The sequence below is a fragment of the Alcaligenes sp. GCM10023179 genome (genome assembly GCF_042653705.1).
Taxonomy (GTDB): Bacteria; Pseudomonadota; Gammaproteobacteria; order Burkholderiales; family Burkholderiaceae_B; genus Alcaligenes; species Alcaligenes phenolicus.
Genome location: NZ_JBHSIQ010000003.1, coordinates 418,922 through 432,022 on the forward strand (window position 1 = coordinate 418,922; position 13,101 = coordinate 432,022).

11 protein-coding genes and 1 pseudogene are annotated in these 13,101 nt (G+C 55.9%); 7 read left to right on the plus strand and 5 right to left on the minus strand.

The window, feature by feature from the left end; translation table 11 throughout:
* Positions 1–13: 13 nt before the first annotated feature.
* A complete protein-coding gene (guaB, locus tag ACFPDR_RS15800; protein ID WP_376911442.1) occupies positions 14–1,474 on the plus strand; it encodes an IMP dehydrogenase in 1,461 nt (486 codons plus the stop codon).
* Between the two features lie 486 nt (positions 1,475–1,960).
* Here guaB and ACFPDR_RS15805 read toward each other — a convergent pair whose 3' ends face one another.
* Entirely contained in the window at positions 1,961–2,866 is a 906-nt protein-coding gene (locus ACFPDR_RS15805; RefSeq protein WP_115635159.1) for a DMT family transporter, read from the minus strand.
* A gap of 85 nt (positions 2,867–2,951) precedes the next feature.
* Between ACFPDR_RS15805 and ACFPDR_RS15810 the strand changes: the two genes are divergently transcribed.
* Positions 2,952–3,758, plus strand: a complete 807-nt coding sequence (locus ACFPDR_RS15810; protein ID WP_115635161.1) for an AraC family transcriptional regulator — start codon at positions 2,952–2,954, stop codon at positions 3,756–3,758.
* Here the strand turns inward: ACFPDR_RS15810 and ACFPDR_RS15815 are convergent.
* On the minus strand, positions 3,755–4,645 hold the full coding sequence (locus ACFPDR_RS15815; protein ID WP_088452648.1) for an alpha/beta fold hydrolase: 891 nt from the start codon (positions 4,643–4,645) through the stop codon (positions 3,755–3,757). The two genes, ACFPDR_RS15810 and ACFPDR_RS15815, sit on opposite strands and share 4 nt — an antisense overlap.
* 161 nt (positions 4,646–4,806) lie before the next feature.
* On the opposite strand from ACFPDR_RS15815, the gene guaA reads away from it, so the two are divergent.
* Positions 4,807–6,393 carry a glutamine-hydrolyzing GMP synthase gene (gene guaA / locus ACFPDR_RS15820; protein ID WP_035268796.1) on the plus strand — a complete coding sequence of 529 codons (1,587 nt, stop codon included), beginning with the start codon at positions 4,807–4,809 and terminating at the stop codon, positions 6,391–6,393.
* Here guaA and ACFPDR_RS15825 read toward each other — a convergent pair.
* Positions 6,356–6,697, minus strand: coding sequence for an IS3 family transposase (locus ACFPDR_RS15825; protein ID WP_115635165.1), 342 nt, complete (start codon positions 6,695–6,697; stop codon positions 6,356–6,358). The two genes, guaA and ACFPDR_RS15825, sit on opposite strands and share 38 nt — an antisense overlap.
* Positions 6,698–6,896: 199 nt before the next feature.
* On the opposite strand from ACFPDR_RS15825, the gene ACFPDR_RS15830 reads away from it, so the two are divergent.
* From ACFPDR_RS15830 to ACFPDR_RS15845, 4 genes are all read left to right on the plus strand, one after another.
* Positions 6,897–7,394, plus strand: coding sequence for an RNA polymerase sigma factor (locus tag ACFPDR_RS15830; RefSeq protein WP_060185943.1), 498 nt, complete (start codon positions 6,897–6,899; stop codon positions 7,392–7,394).
* A gap of 74 nt (positions 7,395–7,468) precedes the next feature.
* The gene (locus ACFPDR_RS15835) at positions 7,469–8,629 is read left to right on the plus strand and encodes a FecR family protein (protein ID WP_321291335.1); all 1,161 of its coding nucleotides are present in this window, start codon (positions 7,469–7,471) and stop codon (positions 8,627–8,629) included.
* Between the two features lie 131 nt (positions 8,630–8,760).
* Entirely contained in the window at positions 8,761–11,184 is a 2,424-nt protein-coding gene (locus ACFPDR_RS15840; RefSeq protein ID WP_376911443.1) for a TonB-dependent siderophore receptor, read from the plus strand.
* A 255-nt stretch (positions 11,185–11,439) separates the two neighbouring features.
* Positions 11,440–11,589, plus strand: coding sequence for a hypothetical protein (locus ACFPDR_RS15845; RefSeq protein WP_376911445.1), 150 nt, complete (start codon positions 11,440–11,442; stop codon positions 11,587–11,589).
* A gap of 249 nt (positions 11,590–11,838) precedes the next feature.
* Here ACFPDR_RS15845 and ACFPDR_RS15850 read toward each other — a convergent pair.
* Together ACFPDR_RS15850 and ACFPDR_RS15855 are read right to left on the minus strand one after the other, a co-directional pair.
* Positions 11,839–12,045 (minus strand): annotated as a pseudogene (locus tag ACFPDR_RS15850) (transposase); the annotation flags it as partial.
* Positions 12,046–12,107: 62 nt separating this feature from the next.
* Entirely contained in the window at positions 12,108–13,028 is a 921-nt protein-coding gene (locus ACFPDR_RS15855) for a LysR family transcriptional regulator (RefSeq protein WP_115635174.1), read from the minus strand.
* Between the last annotated feature and the right edge of the window lie 73 nt (positions 13,029–13,101).

Genomic DNA, 13,101 nt, shown 5'->3' on the forward strand with positions numbered 1-13,101 from the left:
GAGTTATAAAAGCATGCGTCTCATCAAGAAAGCACTGACCTTCGACGATGTGTTGTTGGTTCCCGCTTACTCCGAGGTTCTGCCTCGCGATACATCCTTGCTCACCCGCTTTACGCGGGACATCACCCTGAATATCCCGCTGGTTTCGGCTGCCATGGACACGGTAACCGAAGCGCGTCTGGCTATTGCCATGGCACAGGAAGGCGGTATCGGGATCATCCACAAGAACCTGACGGCGGATGCTCAAGCACGTGAAGTTGCACGTGTGAAGCGTCACGAGTTCGGTATCGTGATTGACCCGGTTACTGTTACGCCCACCATGAAGGTGCGCGATGCCATCAACCTGCAGCGTCAGCACGGTATTTCCGGTTTGCCTGTGGTTGAGGCCGGCAAGCTGGTGGGTATTGTTACCAACCGCGATCTGCGCTTTGAAGACCGCCTGGATCTGCCTTTGCGCGATGTCATGACGCCTCAAGAGCGTCTGATCACCATGAACGAAGGCGCCACGCTGGACGAAGCTCAAGCGCTGATGCACCGCCACCGTCTGGAGCGCGTGCTGATCGTTAACGATCAGTTCCAGCTGCGTGGTCTGGCAACGGTTAAGGATATTGTCAAAAACACCGAGCACCCTCTGGCCAGCAAAGACAGCCACGGTCAGTTGCGCGTTGGCGCTGCGGTCGGTGTGGGTGACGGTACTGAAGAACGTGTCGAGAAACTGGCCGCAGCCGGTGTGGACGTGGTGGTGGTGGACACTGCCCACGGTCATTCCCGTGGCGTTATCGAACGCGTTCGCTGGGTCAAGAAGAATTTCCCTCGCATTCAGGTTATTGGTGGCAACATTGCTACCGCTGATGCCGCTCGCGCTCTGGTCGAGGCCGGTGCAGATTGTGTCAAGGTTGGTATTGGCCCTGGCTCTATTTGTACGACTCGTATCGTGGCCGGTGTGGGTGTACCTCAAATTACAGCGATCGCTGACGTTGCCAAGGCATTGGAAGGTACGGGCGTACCTCTGATCGCTGACGGTGGTATCCGCTTCTCCGGCGACGTGTCCAAGGCTTTGGCCGCTGGCGCTTCCGCTTGCATGATGGGCGGTATGTTTGCTGGTACCGAAGAATCTCCTGGTGAAGTGGTGCTGTTCCAGGGCCGTTCGTACAAGTCCTACCGCGGTATGGGTAGCTTGGGCGCCATGGTCGATGGTTCGGCTGATCGCTACTTCCAGGATCCTTCGAACAACGCGGACAAGCTGGTTCCAGAAGGTATTGAAGGCCGCGTGCCTTACAAGGGCAGTGTTATTGCCATTATTTACCAACTGGTTGGCGGCATCCGTGCTTCCATGGGCTACTGCGGTTGCAAATCCATCGAGGAATTGCATGCCAAGGCTGAGTTCGTGGAGATTACAGCTGCGGGTGTACGTGAATCCCACGTGCATGATGTACAGATCACCAAGGAAGCGCCGAACTACCGCGCTGACTGATCTTAGCCAGTCTCTTGCATGCCAGAAACCGCCAGCCTTTGGGTTGGCGGTTTTTTTTGGGTTTTCGCCTTTGTGTTGTGGGGCAGGGTTGGGTCTCTCAGGATAGACGCCTCTTGCGGCCTGGGTGGGGGCGTGGGGCGGACCGCTTGCCGGTGCTGCGCACCGGTGCCCTTGGCGGTGTCGAGATACGGGCGCACTCTGAACTCACCCGGTGATTGGTCCCCCGGACCAATCACAAGCGTCGGGCTCAAACAGCAGAGTGCTTGCATCCCGTATCCCGACACCGCCCGCGGCAAGCAGTCTGACTCGCCCCACGCCCCCACTCAGGCCGCAAGAGGCTCAGATCGAGAAATACTTATCCCCGCCTGATTTTTGTGCTTAGGATTTTTTTTGGTGTGTTGGTGTGTTGGGTTAATTCGCAAACTAATGGCCGATAGCTGGCAAATCAGTTCATAGCAGGAGTTGGGTATAAAACTCCCATATTTCTTATTTAGCAGGGGCTGCTTTGGTTTTGAACAGCCATTGTTGAGGCGGCCATTGAGCCAAAATCACCCCTGCCAGAGTCAGCAATCCACCGCTCACATGGTGTGCGCCCAGTTGTTCGCCCAGCAATGGGATGGCCAGCATGGCGGTCATGAAGGGCAGGATGTTCAGGAACAGGCTGCATCGGGCCGGGCCCAAGCGTGTGATGCCTTGGATCCAGCAGTAGGGCAGCAGGACGGAGGCCAGGATACCTGCGTACAGGATCAGGGGGACTGTTTGCTCATTCAATTGAGTTTGTTCAGCCGGTAGCCAGAAGAAGACGGGCAGCAGGGTGATCAAGGCTCCCCAGGCTTGAAGATAGGTCGATTGCCAGGCTGGCACAGTGATATGCCATTTCTTCAAAAAAACACTGTAAAAGGCGTAGCTCAATGCCGCTGTCAGCATCAGCAAGTCGCCAGAGCGGACTCCTTGGCTTAGCAGTTGCATGGGATGGCCGCCGCTAATCAACCAGACTGTTCCAAACAAGGCCAGCAGGGCGCCGGGCAGCATGCCGCGAGGGCCAGAGCCTGGCAGCAGCAGACGTGTGGTCAACAGGGTCAGTAGGGGTGTCAGTGCGGTAATCACGGCCATATTGGTGGCACTGGTGCTGGCTGCTGCCCAATAAGACAGGCATTGATAAAACGCCATACTCAGAAATCCCAGAAACAGCAGTTTGGGTAGTTGAGGACGGATCGAGTGCCAGTGTCGCCAGACAGGGCGAGCGGCAAACAGGCTCATGATGGCCAGCGCCAGCACGACTCGATAAAAACTCATGGCAGGTGCGGCGATCAGGCCGTGCGCCATTTTGGAAACAATGACATTGCCGGACCACAACAGCATGGTCACCAGCGGATAAGCATAGTTGCGCATTGGAAGCATCCATCAATAAGGAAGACGTATGCTCGCTGTAGACCGACTTGCCTGTCTTTCGCTAAACTGACTTGAATTAGCGCAAATGGGACAGCTTGTGCTTGATCCTCTTATTCATATTCCGGTTGAGCTGGCCAAGATGCCTATTAGTGGTTTGGCAGCAGACTATCCAGACGGCCATCTTATTCATGAACATCAGCATGTACGTGCGCAGTTCTTGTACGCCGTGCAAGGGGTGATGGTGATTGATGCCCAGGAAGGGCGCTGGGTGGTTCCTCCTAGCCGTGGCGTTTGGCTGCAACCGGGTCGTCCTCATACGGTTCGCATGCGCGGGCAGGTCAAAATGCGCACGATCTTTGTGGATGAGGATGCTGCTCCGGGCTTGCCGGCACGTAACTGCGTGCTGGATGTCAGCCCTTTGCTACGGGAGCTGATTCTGGAGGCCAGCCGAATTCCTTTGGTGTATGCGCAAGACAGTCGCGATGGCCGCTTGATGCGTTTATTGCTGGATGAACTGCGCGAGTTGCCTGTATTGCCGTTTCATCTGCCCTGGCCCGAAGAGCCGCGCTTGCTACTGGTGTGTCGACATCTAGAGGCCAGCCCCGATGATGATAGAGATGCAGACGCCTGGGCTAGGAAACTGGCCATGAGCGTCAAAACTTTCCACCGCCTGTTTCGTCGCCATACCGGCATCAGCTTTGGGCAATGGCGTCAATTCGCTCGCTTGTTGGGGTCTTTGGAGGGCTTGGCAGCCGGTGAGCCTATTGTGCAAGTGGCTTTACAACATGGCTATGCCAGTCAAAGCGCATATGCCGCCGTGTTCCGGCGGCATTTTGGGGTCACTCCCAGAGAGTTTTATCGCTCTAAAGACAGCGCGGGCGACGCAGTTTAGTCCGCTAGCTCCAGTAAAAGCCGGGCCAGCATGTCGGGGTGTGTCATCAACGCGCAGTGCCCACTTTCCAACTCACGGAATTCCCAGTCTTTCTGCTGACGGGCCCATTCACGTGAGGTATCAACCCCTCTGAAAGTGGGTTGTATGCAGGAGATATAGGAGCAAGGGCGGCCATTGCCGATGACGGGGTTCTGTAAGCGCAGGGAAGAGCGGTAGACGCTAAGCGGCTGTGGCGTCAGGCGGTTACCGACAAAGTGTAGATCTTCTGTGGCATGCAGGCCCAGTGCACTCAGTGGAGGAGGGGGGACGGCAGGAATGGCGCTTTTCCCAGCAGAGGCCACCATGCTGTCGACAATCTTTTCTGGCAGGGTGTCGAAGGTGCTGGTGCCGCTGGGCAGGATAAAGGCGTCCAGGTAAATCAGTTGTTGAATGCAGCGCGGCATGACGTCAGCGACGCCGCTAATGACCAGTCCTCCAAAGCTGTGGCCCACCAGAACCACGTTGGAGAGTTCCTCCCAACGTATCAAATTAGCGACATCATCTACAAAGGTGTTCAGGGTGATGTCCGCACTAAGCAAGTGGCTGCGTTCGCCCAGGCCTGTCAGTGTGGGGGTATAGACTTTATGCCCCTTGGCCCGTAGCCGGGCAGCCAGTCTGGACCAGCACCAGCCACCGTGCCAAGCACCGTGAACCAGCACAAAGGTCAGGCTGTCGGAGACTTCGTCCGTATCTTCCTGACATTCATAGGCAAAGCTGTGCGAGCGGGCACCGGAGGGGCCGGGAGCAGGGATATAGCTACCGCCGCCTTGTTGTTGTGTGGCCTGTGCAGGTCGGGATTCCTGGTGTTCATTAAGTTCGCTCGGACGAGGGGTACGACTCGAAGACATGCTGAAACTCCCAAAATGGCTGCATGTACTGTAGCTGCCTTGCCGCATGAATGCCAGTGATGCAGGACAATTTCGGCCTGGAGTATTTCTGCGACTCCCTAAGCGGCGCTACACAGCGTAAAATAGATCCTTTACCGCTTTATTATTGGCTCGATACTTTCATGCACCAGCGAATTCTGATTCTTGATTACGGCTCCCAGGTCACCCAGCTTATTGCGCGTCGCGTACGCGAAGCCGGTGCGTACTGTGAAATTCACCCCGGTGATGTCAGCGATGAATTCATCCGTTCCCAAGAAGGCCTGAAAGGGATCATTCTGTCGGGCAGCCACGCCTCGGTCTACGCCGAAGACGCTCTGCAAGTTCCTGCCGCCGCGTTTGAAGCCGGCGTACCCGTTCTGGGCATTTGCTACGGCATGCAAGCCATGGCCCGCCAACTGGGCGGCGTTACCGAAGGTTCGGACAAGCGTGAATTCGGTTACGCCGAAGTCCGCGCCCATGGCCACACCAAGCTGCTCGATGGTATCCAGGATTTCGCTACGGCAGAAGGCCACGGCATGCTCAAAGTCTGGATGAGCCACGGCGACAAAGTTACCGCCTTGCCTCCCGGCTTCAAGCTGATGGCTTCCACGCCTACATGCCCCATCGCCGGTATGGCTGATGAAGATCGCGGCTTCTACGCGGTTCAGTTCCACCCCGAAGTCACCCACACCGTTCAAGGCGGCGCCTTGTTCGAGCGCTTTGTGCGCGACATCTGCGGCTGCGTGGGTGATTGGAACATGCCTGACTACGTGCAAGAGGCTATTGCCAATATCCGCGAACAAGTCGGCGACGAAGAAGTCATTCTGGCTCTGTCCGGTGGTGTGGATTCCTCGGTTGCTGCTGCTCTGATCCACCAGGCTATCGGTGACAAGCTGACTTGCGTATTCGTGGACCACGGCCTGCTGCGTTTGAACGAAGCCCAGCAAGTCATGAGCACCTTCGCCGACAATATGGGTTTGAAAATCATCCATATCGACGCTTCCGACCGCTTCCTGGGCAAACTGGCCGGTGTTACCGATCCAGAAGCCAAGCGCAAGATCATTGGCCGTGAATTCGTGGAAATCTTCCAGGAAGAAGCCGCCAAGCTCAGCAACGCCCGTTGGTTGGCCCAAGGCACAATCTACCCGGACGTAATCGAATCCGCCGCCGCCAAGTCCGGCAAAGCCACTGGCATCAAATCCCACCACAACGTGGGCGGCCTGCCAGACACACTGAACCTGAAACTGCTGGAACCCCTGCGCGAACTGTTCAAAGACGAGGTGCGCAAACTGGGCGTAGCCCTGGGCTTGCCACCAGCAATGGTCTACCGTCACCCCTTCCCAGGCCCAGGCTTGGGTGTCCGTATTCTGGGTGAAATCAAGCGCGAATACGCAGATTTGCTGCGTCAAGCTGATGCCATCTTTATCGAAGAACTGCGCAATACGATTGACGAAGAAACTGGCAAGAACTGGTACGACCTGACTTCCCAGGCCTTCACCGTCTTCTTGCCAGTGAAAAGCGTAGGCGTAATGGGCGATGCCCGTACTTATGAGTACGTTGTTGCCATGCGTGCCGTGCAGACCACCGACTTCATGACGGCTGACTGGGCTGAATTGCCATACTCCTTGTTGAAGCGTACCTCTGGCCGCATCATCAATGAAGTGCGTGGCATTAACCGTGTGACGTACGACGTTAGCAGCAAGCCGCCAGCGACGATTGAGTGGGAATGATCCCGCGTCTGGCACGGCCAGGCAACTGATGGCATAAAAAGCCGCTAAGCCCGCGTAACTGCGGGCTTTTTTGCGCAATTCTGTCTGGCATTCCTAGGCCGCTAAGATGCAAATAGCTACCGAGCCGCGACCTCATAAGCCTTGCGTAAAGTGTGATGCAGTGATGATTGTAATAGTGGATGTATTGACGGATGCTGTTTCCTAGCTGCTCGATGCTCAGGAAGCAATGCAAATAGAAGAGTTCGGATTTGAGCTTGTCGCCACGGTGTGGGGCAACGGTGACTTGTGAGAGATGGGCCGTCAATGCGGAGTGTCAATCCGATGCGCGAGAGCGTTGTAAGCAGAAAGTGCTCGATATTCTATATCTACATGAGAATTATTAACATCTGTGGCGTACAATAAGTAACCCTTCGTTCGTCCGCTTCTTCTGGTGCGATAGAGCCAGCCGCAGCACATGCATGGTACGACGGGTCCCGTCGTATGGATGTGACTTTGACTGAGCCGTGTTAGCCCGCTATTACAGAGATTTGCTGAACTTTTGCATGCGCAAGGTGCGTGACCGTGACATCGCGGCTGACCTGGCGCAAGAAAGTTATGCGCGCGTGCTGGCCATGCAGCAGACCGGTGAGGCCATTCGCGAGCCCGGCGCATTGCTGCGTCAGGTGGCGTTAAATACCAGAATCGACTGGGAACGCCGTGCCAGCATCCGCCAGCACGACGACATTCATGCCTTGCTGGAAGCAGATCAGCCGCGCGGCCCGCAAGCGCTGCAGCCCGAGCAGGCCTATGCTGCGTCTCAAACCGTGCAAGCCTACCTCGACACTATCGAAGCCTTGCCGCCCCGGTGCCGCGAAGCCTTTTTCCTGTATCTGTTCGAAGATATCACCAATCAGGAGATTGCTGACCGTATGGGCGTGTCGGTCAGCATGGTGGATCGTTACATCAAGCGCGGTAAACTCGCTTGCATGGCTTGCCGGGAGGAGCTCGATAGTGACAATTGAGTACATGCTTTCCGTGGCCAACATTTCCTGTGGGGGTGTGGTTTTGCCCCTGATAGTGCGTCTATACCAATAATATGAGCCGTTTTTCTCCATCCTCGCATGCATCTTCAGTCCCATTTGATGAGGCTGTGGAGGCGCGCGAGTATGAAGAGTTCTTTCGTCAGCAAGATCTTGTGCATGTTGCCGCCGTGGATTGGCATACCCGCTGGGAGAGGGGCTTGAGCGCTGCCGAGCAGGCAGAATTCCAGCTATGGCTGAATACGGATCCGGCACATGCCGCTGCCTATGCCCATCTTGATGACGGCATGATGGTGCTGCATAGCGCATCAGCACAGCAGACGCAGCACATGGCTCAGGGGCGTCCATCTTGTTTCAATCATGCCTCGGGCCAGTTCGAGCATGTTGATAGGAATACGGCCCGGCGCCAAAAATCCGTTAACGTCTTGGGCAGGTGGTCATCACTCTTTGGCCTGTCATCACGCCGAAACTGGTTCGCGTTCTGTTTCGTGGCTTTTTTGGCCGTTGGTATCGGTTGGCACCAATGGGGGCAGGGTCGGTTCTTCTCGACGCAGTACGCGGTCAAGCGCGGACAAAGCCAGACGATTGCCTTGCCCGACGGCAGCGTGCTAGTGCTCGATGCAGAAACGCAGGCGAAGGTCATCTTTTACCGTGATCGGCGTGAGGTGCGTATTAAAGAGGGGCAAGTCATGTTTTCCGTCGCGCCTGACCGTGACAGCCCCTTTCAGGTACTGGTGGGCCGTGCGCGAGTCACCGTTGTGGGGACACGTTTCTCCGTGCGCTATCACCAGACGGGCATGGATGCCGACACTGTCAACGTCGCGGTGGAAGAAGGGCATGTGCGAGTGGCTGACGTGGGTGGTTGGTTTGGCAGAGGGGCCGGTGCCGAGGTCAACTTGGTAGCAGGGCAAGGTCTGAGCATGGCGGCAGATGGCCACATGGGCAAGGTCTCGGCAGTTGCACCAGGTAGCATTGCACTGTGGCGCAAAGGGCTGGTGCACTTCGAGAATACATCACTGGGCGATGCTTTGGTGGAGTTGGAGCGCTACGGCTCGACGGGGCTGGTAGTGCGTGATCCGGCTGTCGCCGCCATGCCCATCGGCGGCAGTTTTCAGGTGACCCGCCCCGATGAGTTTGCCCGGATGGTGAGACAGATCCTGCCCGTCAGGCTGGTACCCCGCGAAGCCGGAAAGTTTGAAATCACCTTGCAGCGCTAGGCTTGTTGACCCTACATCTGCTGGGCAAAAAAAAAGATCGTGACACAGGTGTAGTTTCGGGTGGGCTGGTGCGTCTTTAAGGGTAGTGAGTCGTATTTTTATTCATTGCTCGATTTGTAAAGGACGTTTCTATGCCGTTGGCGCACCCTCATTTCCGTCTGGCCCCGCTTGTGTTGGCCATCACGTTTGCACTGGCTACGCCGGGCATCACCTATGCACAGGCTACCGTAAGCAGCACACAAGCGGTTACGCTTTCCATTGCTGCGCAACCCTTATCGTCTGCGCTCAACGAACTGTCGGCAGCTACTGGTACAGCAATTGGTTTTTCTCCAGCACTCGTGTCGGGTAAAACTGCGCGCGCGGTCAGAGGCGAGCTGACGGCGCAGCAGGCGGTGGATCAGATGCTTTCTGGCAGCGGGCTGCTTGCCACGCAGGAAGGTGGCGGCATTGTCATAAAAGCCGCTACGCGCGCCGATGACGTGCCAATCCTGGACGCTGTGACGGTCAGTGCCAGTCAGCTTGGCCTTACCACCGAAGGCACCGGCTCGTATACGACTGGTAGCATGAACACGGCCACTCCCTTGTCCTTGTCCATCCGCGAAACCCCACAGTCGGTCAGTGTGGTGACGCGCGAGCGTATGACGGATGCGGGCATGACCTCAGTGGAGGATGCCTTGGCCTTTACGACAGGGATGACGGTGAAGGCCACGGGCGGTGAACGCAATACGTATAGTGCTCGAGGTTTTGATGTCTCCAATATCCAGGTGGATGGTCTGACGGTTGATCACGATTCGGATACCCTGGGGTCAGCCAGTTTGGCTATGTACGACCGTATCGAGGTTGTGCGGGGGGCGGCGGGCCTGCTGGAAGGCGCAGGAAATCCGTCGGCATCCATCAATCTGGTACGTAAACGGCCGACGTCGACCTGGCAGACCTCCTTGACGGCGGCACTGGGGCGTTGGGATGATTATTCGGGTAGCGTGGATACAGGCGGTCCCCTGAACGCCAGTGGCACCTTGCGCGGCCGCGTAGTGGCCTCTTTGCAGGATGCCGATACGTTCACTCAAGGGTATGGCCACAAGCGCGAGCTGTTCTATGGCATCGTAGAGGCGGATTTGACCGACCGCACTTTGCTGACCTTGGGGGGGTATTACAACAAGGAAGACAACCCTGGCGCTGACTGGAACGGTTTGCCCACGCGTGCTGACGGTAGCTTTTATGACTTTGATCGTTCGGTGCGCGCCAGCCCGACCTGGTCATACTGGAACAAGACAAATGTGAATTTCTTCGGTGAGCTCAAGCACACGTTTGAGAATGATTGGGATGTGTCTTTGAAGGGACAGTACCTAGATGGCAAGCTGGATATGTTAGGTACTTCATTGCTGGGGCGTAGTGCGGAGGATACGTTTCTTTATAACGTCGGGCAGTATCGCTACCACCATAAGAATACCTCGTTGGACTTGCGTGCGACAGGGCCTTTCACTTTGTTCGGAAGATCTCATCAGTTGGCGGTGGGCGCCAACTATCGCCATCGCGTCGATAGCGACGGCCCCGGCGGTTGGCCGAGCGCCTATGAGTATGGCTTTGACCCGATGCACTGGCAGGAGACCGTAGCCCCACCTATGCCCGAAATGAACTGGATGTGGTCGAGTGACGGAGATGTGAAAGAGTATGGTGCGTATTTCACGGGCAAGTTCAATTTGCTGGATGGGCTTAATCTATTCGCTGGCGGGCGTTTCAGTTGGTATGAACTGGATCAGACTCTCAAAAGCGGTACCTACCTTGGCAAGACAGCCTATGAGGCTAAAGGGGAGTTTACCCCTTATGCTGCCTTGACCTATGATCTGTTTGAGCAGCACACGGTATATGGCTCGGTCACCGGTATCTTCAGGCCACAGAATTACAGTTCGACTTCAGGCGCTTTGCTTGACCCCGTTGAGGGTACCAATTATGAGCTGGGCATCAAGGGCGAATACCTAGGCGGCAGGCTTAATGCCAGTCTGGCCGTTTTTCAGATTAACCAAAGTAATTTGCCGGAAAGCCTGCCTTTGTTGCTGTGTCGCTCGGGGCAATCATGCTACGCGGCAGCGGGTGAAATTCGTAGCCGTGGGATGGAACTGGAAGTCTCCGGTAATCTGACAGACGCCTGGAGCGTGTTTGCCGGATATGCGTATCAGCAGGCCGAATACCGTAAGGATTCGGTCAATGGTAAAGCGGGTGATGCTTATGCCACGACGACGCCTCGCAACTTGCTGACCTTATCCACGGTGTACCAACTGCCTGGGGCGCTGGCCAATTGGCGGGTTGGTGCATCGGCGCGCTTTCAGAGTGCGGTGCACAGCTCTATTGCTGGGGAGGGGCCAGCGGTCAGACAAGGCGCTTATGGTATTGTCAACACCATGATCGGATACAGCCCGAACTCTCATCTTGACTTGCGCTTGAACGTCAATAACCTGTTCGATAAATACTATTACCGCACTGTCAGTTACCCTCGTAATGGCAATCTGCTGGGTGAGCCGCGTAGCTTCATGCTAACGGCGCAATACAAGTTCTAGTTCGTAGGGTGGAATAGCGTCCGTGTATGCCGCCGTTTGATTGCAACATCCCACGCTCGGTGTTCGCACCCCATGGCGGGTTCATCCTTCAGATAACCCGCTTTCACATTTTACTTTTTCCCCGACACCATACTCAATCGAATCCGGCATTCCTTACCTTTGTTCGCCCTGGGTGCCACGGCATTCTTTCGCACGTGGCCTGAATACACGACCTCTACGCTTTATTTAGGTAAGCTGATGGAGGGATCGCTCTCAGTGACGGATGCCACATATGTCATGCCTAAAGACCAGATTCAGTTGGCGCAGCCGAAAACGAACGCCAAAGGCGAAGAGATCTTTGCCCCCAAACGCAAGGCCATCGTCGATGACACGCACAACCGCTTTTTCGTTATCCACCCTGTATAAGGTAGTCTGGTCTGGATCATCGATGCTGCGACGAATATGCTTGTATACACCACATCCCCAGCGAAGGCATCTGGACGGCCCGTGCCACCTATCACACTATTACCGGCATGCGATATGTCAGTCAGGGGATAAGAATGAAACTCTGGGCATCGATCCCGATGCTGGCAAAGTGGTACGGACCCTCAGCATTGACGACAGTGCGGACAACACGGCTGTGGGCTCTAAATATTTCTTCATCCAGCGTATCAAAAACACGATCGAGGACAGGACATCCCAGAGCCGAGTCTGCCAACTAATCGCCTCGACTATTACCTCGTCGGTGACCGAACTGAACAAGGCCGGCAAGACCTGTGTGCCGTCATTATCGGCTAAAAAGGCCTGAATCTCGCGCACGCTCATGCCTCGGGCATAAAGCGTGGTGATGCGCTCATCAAAACCGTTAAAGGGGCGCTCGTGCATCTTTTCTTTATAGGCATATCCATGCGGGTAAGCTTGCATAATATGTCTCATCCACAAGATTACGGATAGGTTCGAATACAGTTTTGCCCCCCTCCAGGCCCAGACCCCCGAGCCAGATCCATAAACGCCTGCAGATAATCAATCACCGTTTCCGTCTCCCTCATCCCCAGGAAGATCTGCTTGGCGATGCCATGTTTGCCCAACCTTACCGGCACTACGTCCAGTTTCTCCGCATACTCTTCCACCAGCCATCGCGGCAGCGCCGCTACGCCACGGCCACTGGCAACCATCTGCATCATGATGTCCGTCGTCTCAATCGTTTTATGCCGTCGGGGGGCGATACCAGCAGGCAGCAGAAACTGGTTGTAGATATCCAGCCGGTCTATGTCCACCGGATAGGAAATCAGTATTTCCCTGTCCAGGTCCTTAGGCTTGGCGTAGTCCACATTCGCCAGGGCATGGGCCTTGTTCACTACCAGCACCTGCTCGTAGTCGAAGACGGGCTCGAATTTCAGGCCTGGCTTATAGAGCGGGTCTGGGGTGACCAGCAGATCAATTTCATACCCAAATAGCGCACCGATCCCGCCAAACTGAAATTTCTGCTTCACATCCACATCCACGTCTGGCCAGGCGCTAAGGTACGGCGAGACGATCTTAAGCAGCCATTGATAGCAGGGGTGGCATTCCATGCCGATGCGCAGTGATCCTCGCTCGCCTTGGGCGAACTGGCCCAGGCGCTCTTCGGCCAGGTCCAGTTGCGGCAGTACGCGGTTGGCGACGGCCAGCAAGTATTGTCCTGCCTGGGTCAGTTGCAGGCTGCGGCCTTCGCGACGCCAGATTTCTGTACCCAGTTGCTGCTCTAGTTTCCTCATGGTGTGGCTAAGGGCGGATTGGGTAACGTGCAGCACGGCAGCGGCGGCGGTCAGGGACCCTTGCTTGTCAACTTGCTGCACAACGGCCAGGTGGATGCGCTCTAACATGATACGTGAATGATATTCATGGGTTGGTGAGATAAGACCATTTTACTTCATTGATATGGCTTCCTACAATGCA